This is a genomic window from Phormidium pseudopriestleyi FRX01, assembly GCF_017313335.1.
In the GTDB taxonomy this organism is placed as follows: domain Bacteria; phylum Cyanobacteriota; class Cyanobacteriia; order Cyanobacteriales; family Laspinemataceae; genus Laspinema; species Laspinema pseudopriestleyi.
Genome location: NZ_JAFLQW010000369.1, coordinates 1 through 4,833, shown reverse-complemented (window position 1 = coordinate 4,833; position 4,833 = coordinate 1). Strand labels below are relative to the sequence as shown.

Here is a 4,833-nt window from a genome sequence, read left to right as displayed (position 1 = left end):
TGGTCATTGGTCATTGGTCATTGGTCATTGGTCATTGGTCATTGGTCATTGGTCATTGGTCATTGGTCATTGGTCATTGGTCATTGGTCATTGGGAGATAGGAATCTGAGTCGGTTCTTCCCCCGTTTGTAGTAACGATTTCAGTCGTTTCCGGCTCTTGATAACAACGCAATAACTCCCTCCTTACAACTAAAATTCAAAAGGAATTAAGCCAAAAATCTCCTATTTAATTAAACCATTTCCCCCCTTGAATACTCCTCCAATTTGCTAAAGAAATCCCACTAAAATCCTGAAATTTTTCTTATAAACCTCAAGATTAGCCGTTAAAATTAAACCCATAACCTGTTTAAATTGGAGACAAAACCCAACCCATGAAATTGTTAAATCTGTGGACAATCCCGATCGCAATCCTGAATGTCATGTTGATCGCCATTCCCCAGGCGATCGCCACTCCACTGGCACAGGCAGAACCCCCAGATCTGTGCCGTCGCGTCACGGAACGTCGGGGTCTAGCGGTCCATCGCACCCCAGACCCCAGTCAAACCCAAATTGGCGGCGTAGACACCAATGCAACCGTAACGTTAGCAGCTAATGCCGAACCCATTGTCGGTTCCGATGGTCGAATCTGGATTAAAATCACTGCACCTGTTGAAGGTTATATTTCCAATGGTCCACCGAATAGTGGTGGCAATCTCGCCTACTGTTCGGGAAGTGCCAGACCCTCCCCAGCGACTCCTGCACCCCCACCAACTCCTACCGCACAATCCCCGGTTTCCGAGACACCTGAGATTCCGAATGGTCAGTTTTGCCGCCAAGTGAATGGATTGGTTACACCCCAGGGTCTAGCAATTCGTTCTGCTGTTTCTGGTCCTTCTCAGTATCTCTTAGGAGTTCCCGCTAATGGACGAGTTCAATTGATTGAAGATTACGAATATATTCCCGATCCAGGGGGAATACAACGCTCGTGGGTGGAGATAGAAGCTCCGATTAAAGGGTTTGTTTCCGTTAATAGTTTGATTCGCTGTTTTTAAGCATTGAATCTCGCCAATTTTCCAGTGTATGATATTTAATTAATGTGCATTTTTAGGAGAATTAATTTAGGACAAAACTACCAGAAAAGCAGGGTTTATTGAGGGAAAACTGAGACCAGATTTTGGTCTGGGTCAATTTCGATTTTGGCGAGCCCAAATTGTTCAATGACCCCGGCATTGGTGGTTAAATGTAAAGAAATGGCTTGAGCATGATAGTAGCTTGGAGAAGTGGCTAAGGCGGCGGGTAATAATAATTGGTCGGCGAGATAGACATCACAAGCGGCACCACTATGATGAAATTGTAATAAGGCATCACAGGCGCGATCGGCGACTTGATCTGAGGGCAATCCCTGTTTCCCCAGGGCACTAAATCCAGCGGTGCTATTGCTATATTCCGCTGTCAGAAATAGGCCCGCACCGGGAGCGATTCCTTTTTCTCGGCAGGTTCGGACCTGGACTTTCATCTGGGCCTCGCGCCAGCGATTTTCGGCGCGGTTGGCCATGCGTTGGGGGATGTGAGAGGGTAGTTCGGTGACGGCAGCTAATCCTCGCACCTGTCGGAATTTGCCGCGTTCCTTGAGATTCAGGCCGGAGAGGGGCTGGCCCCCAGTCACCCGCAGTTGGATTTCACCGCCACCCCGGGGATACCACCCCCACTTGACTAAGGTGACTTCGGCAGAGACTCCCATGCGGGCGATCGCCGGTAAATAAACTTCCTGAATGTAGGGAAAAGCGGGACTAAAGGCAACATGGGTCCCTCCGCAGATGGTAACCCGTGACTCTCCGGGAGTTAGGGCTAAGGGCAGTAAAATCGTCTGTAAGACTAAACTCACGGCCCCGGCAGTGGTGACATCAAACCGATAGTGACCCGGTTGAGGGGGGGATTGGGGAACGAATTCTAGATATTGGGACCCCAGGGCGTCCCCGATCACTTCGGCATTGCAGAGGGCCGCTGCTGCGCGGACCCCGGTGAGGTGTTGGGCCGCTAACCCGGGTTTAGTCCGTCCAGCGCGAATGCGATCGAGGGTTAGGGGAGTCCCGGTGAGGGTCGCTAAACTCAGGGCTGTCCGGAGGACCTGACCCCCACCTTCTCCAAATGAGCCGTCAATATGAATCATAGATAAACTCCAGTTAATGATACGATCGCTCATAGAGATAGTAGGCTGGGAAAACGGCGCAAAATATCGATGAGCAAAACGTGGGAACTAGATTTTTACTCCAAACCGATTCTCGATGAGAATGGCAAAAAGCGCTGGGAAGTGCTCATCTGTGAGAGTCCGACCGATACCTGCTCTACAGAAGAGTTGTTGCGCTTTTCAAAATATTGTTCCAGTAGCGAAGTCAATTCGATGTGGTTAGAAAATACCATCAACGAAGCGATCGCGATCGCTGGCAAACCTCCGACGCAGATTCGCTTTTTCCGTCGCCAGATGAACAATATGATCACAAAAGCCTGCAAGGATTTGGGAATTACCTCCAAACCGTCTCGGCGGACTGTCGTGCTGTACCGTTGGTTGCAGGAACGGATGGACACCGTTTATCCCCTTGAACCGGGGTTTCAAGGGGCCGGGTTAACCCCTTCGGTGCAATTTGAAACTCCGAAACCGGAACGCCTTCCCGATGCGCTACAGGGCGATCGCTGGGCATTTGTCTCCTTAGAGGCCGGTAGTTTTGCAGAAATGCAGGAATGGGATATTGACTTTGGAGAAGCCTTTCCCATTTTAGGTGAAAAAAGTTTAGTGCCTCAGATCAGCACAGACACAATAATTCCGGGGATGATTGTCTTCTCAAACCGGGCGAAAGCCCTAGCGGGATGGATGTCGGGACTAGAGTTAGGGTTTTTGAAGCCCGAACTGGAAGAACCCGGACAGGTGGTGTTAGAAACGGGTTTTAATGAGCGATGGATTCTGGCGAATTTAACCGATAAAGCCACTCGTGCAGAAGCTGCCGGATTTGCCGAAACTAAGGATAAAGCCCAAGGGGTGCATTTTTTAGCAATTCAAACGGATCCCAATTCTGAATCTTTTGCAGGATTTTGGCTATTACAGGAACTCAACTTAGCGTAAAGTTGTGAAGTGTGAAGTCTTGTCGCGATCGCAACATCCGGTTGCGCTCTACAAGTGTGAACAGTTGGGGAAAGATATTTCTGATTTGACCCCAACAGCTTTCACCCTTCACCCTTCATCCTTCATCCTTGAATTCTCATGGGGTCTGAACATTTGCAAACAGAGGAACTGCCAGAACAGCTCTTAGATCGGGCATTGCAAGCGGGAGTCGAGGCGGCAGAGGTGTTTCAGTCGCAGTCGCACTCTCGGCCTGTTTATTTTGAGGCGAATCGTCTCAAACAACTCGAAAGTGCTCAATCTGAAGGCACGGCGCTGCGACTCTGGAAGAATGGGCGTCCGGGTTTAGCGGTTGCTTATGGGCCGGTAGACCCGCAATCCTTGGTCGATCGCGCGATCGCCTTGAGTACCTTGGTACAGCCGGAAACCATCGAAATGACAGACAACCGTTCCGCATCCTACCCCGATTTAGGGGAAATGGTGCCGGTGGAACAGTTGCTCGACTGGGGAAAAGAGGCGATCGCCTTAATTCGCGATTCCTACCCAGAAACTCTCTGCAATGGAGAATGGGATTGCGATAGCGAAACCACCCGCCTGCTTAACTCCAAGGGTCTGGATTGTAGCTATAAAGACACCACTTTAAGTTGCTATCTCTCCGCTGACTGGATTCGCTCCGAAGACTTCCTGAGTGTCTCTGACGGCCAAACCCAACGGGGACACCTAGAACCCAGAAGAGTCGCTGAACAAATTTTGCAGCGCTTAGACTGGAGTCAGGACAATGCTCCCGCCATCAGTGGTCGAATCCCCATCTTATTTACGGCTAAAGCAGCCGATATGCTGTGGGGAACGGTCCAAGAAGCCATCAATGGTAAGCGAGTCTGGGAGCAATCCTCACCCTGGAGCGATCGCCTCGGTTCCGCCATTGTCTCAGAGTCTCTAACTATTTCCCAAGAACCGGATGCCGGGCCCTATAGTTGTCCTTTTGATGATGAAGGAACCCCGACCCAACGAATCATTTTTATTCAAAATGGTGTACTCCAGCAGTTCTACAGCGATCGCACCACTGGAGGATTACTGGGAATCGGCACCACCGGGAACGGATTTCGCCCCGGTTTAGGCAGTTATCCCACTCCCGGTCTATTTAACTGGCTAATCCAACCGGGTTCTAAATCTTTAGCTGAACTGATTGGCGGATTAGATGAGGCGATCATCGTGGATCAAATGCTCGGGGGCGCGACGGGAATTTCTGGTGATTTTTCGATTAATGTAGACCTCGGTTTCCGAGTCAAAAACGGCCAAGTCATTGGGCGCGTCAAGGATACGATGGTGGCTGGAAATGTCTATACTGCTCTTAAACAAGTCATCGACATTGGGAGGGATGCCGAATGGAATGGCGCTTGCTATACCCCTTCTTTGATTTTAGAGGGCCTCTCGGTTACGGGAAAAACCTATTAGGGTCGTTGGTCATTGGTCGTTGGTCATTGGTCGTTGGTCATTTGTCGGTTGTCATTTGTCGGTTGTCATTTGTCATTTGTCGGTTGTCATTTGTCGGTTGTTCTTTGTCACTAAACCAATGACCAATGACCAATGACCAATGACCAATGACCAATGACCAATGACATAAGATTAAGCGACTTAAAACTCAGAGCAAACGAGATGATGTGGCTCCAGTCCCTTTCCTCGCATAGTTGGGTAGTGGCAAAACTTAAAGCCTTTTTCCTGAGACCAAAACAGCTTGC

At 49.6% G+C, this 4,833-nt stretch carries 4 protein-coding genes; 3 read left to right on the top strand and 1 reads right to left on the bottom strand.

What is annotated here, in order from left to right:
- The first annotated feature begins 371 nt into the window (after positions 1-371).
- Positions 372-1,031 (top strand): SH3 domain-containing protein, encoded by a 660-nt coding sequence (locus tag J0895_RS13810; RefSeq protein WP_207088658.1) that lies wholly within the window; start codon positions 372-374, stop codon positions 1,029-1,031.
- A gap of 95 nt (positions 1,032-1,126) precedes the next feature.
- On the opposite strand, the gene rtcA is transcribed toward J0895_RS13810, so the two are convergent.
- Complete coding sequence (gene rtcA, locus J0895_RS13805; protein ID WP_207088657.1) at positions 1,127-2,149, bottom strand: RNA 3'-terminal phosphate cyclase; 1,023 nt, start codon at positions 2,147-2,149, stop codon at positions 1,127-1,129.
- Positions 2,150-2,218: 69 nt separating this feature from the next.
- Here rtcA and J0895_RS13800 point away from each other — a divergent pair, with 69 nt between their 5' ends.
- Positions 2,219-3,097 carry a Tab2/Atab2 family RNA-binding protein gene (locus J0895_RS13800; RefSeq protein WP_207088656.1) on the top strand — a complete coding sequence of 293 codons (879 nt, stop codon included), beginning with the start codon at positions 2,219-2,221 and terminating at the stop codon, positions 3,095-3,097.
- Positions 3,098-3,235: 138 nt separating this feature from the next.
- Positions 3,236-4,549: a TldD/PmbA family protein gene (locus J0895_RS13795; RefSeq protein WP_207088655.1), complete on the top strand. Its 1,314-nt coding sequence runs from the start codon at positions 3,236-3,238 to the stop codon at positions 4,547-4,549.
- Positions 4,550-4,833: the final 284 nt, after the last annotated feature.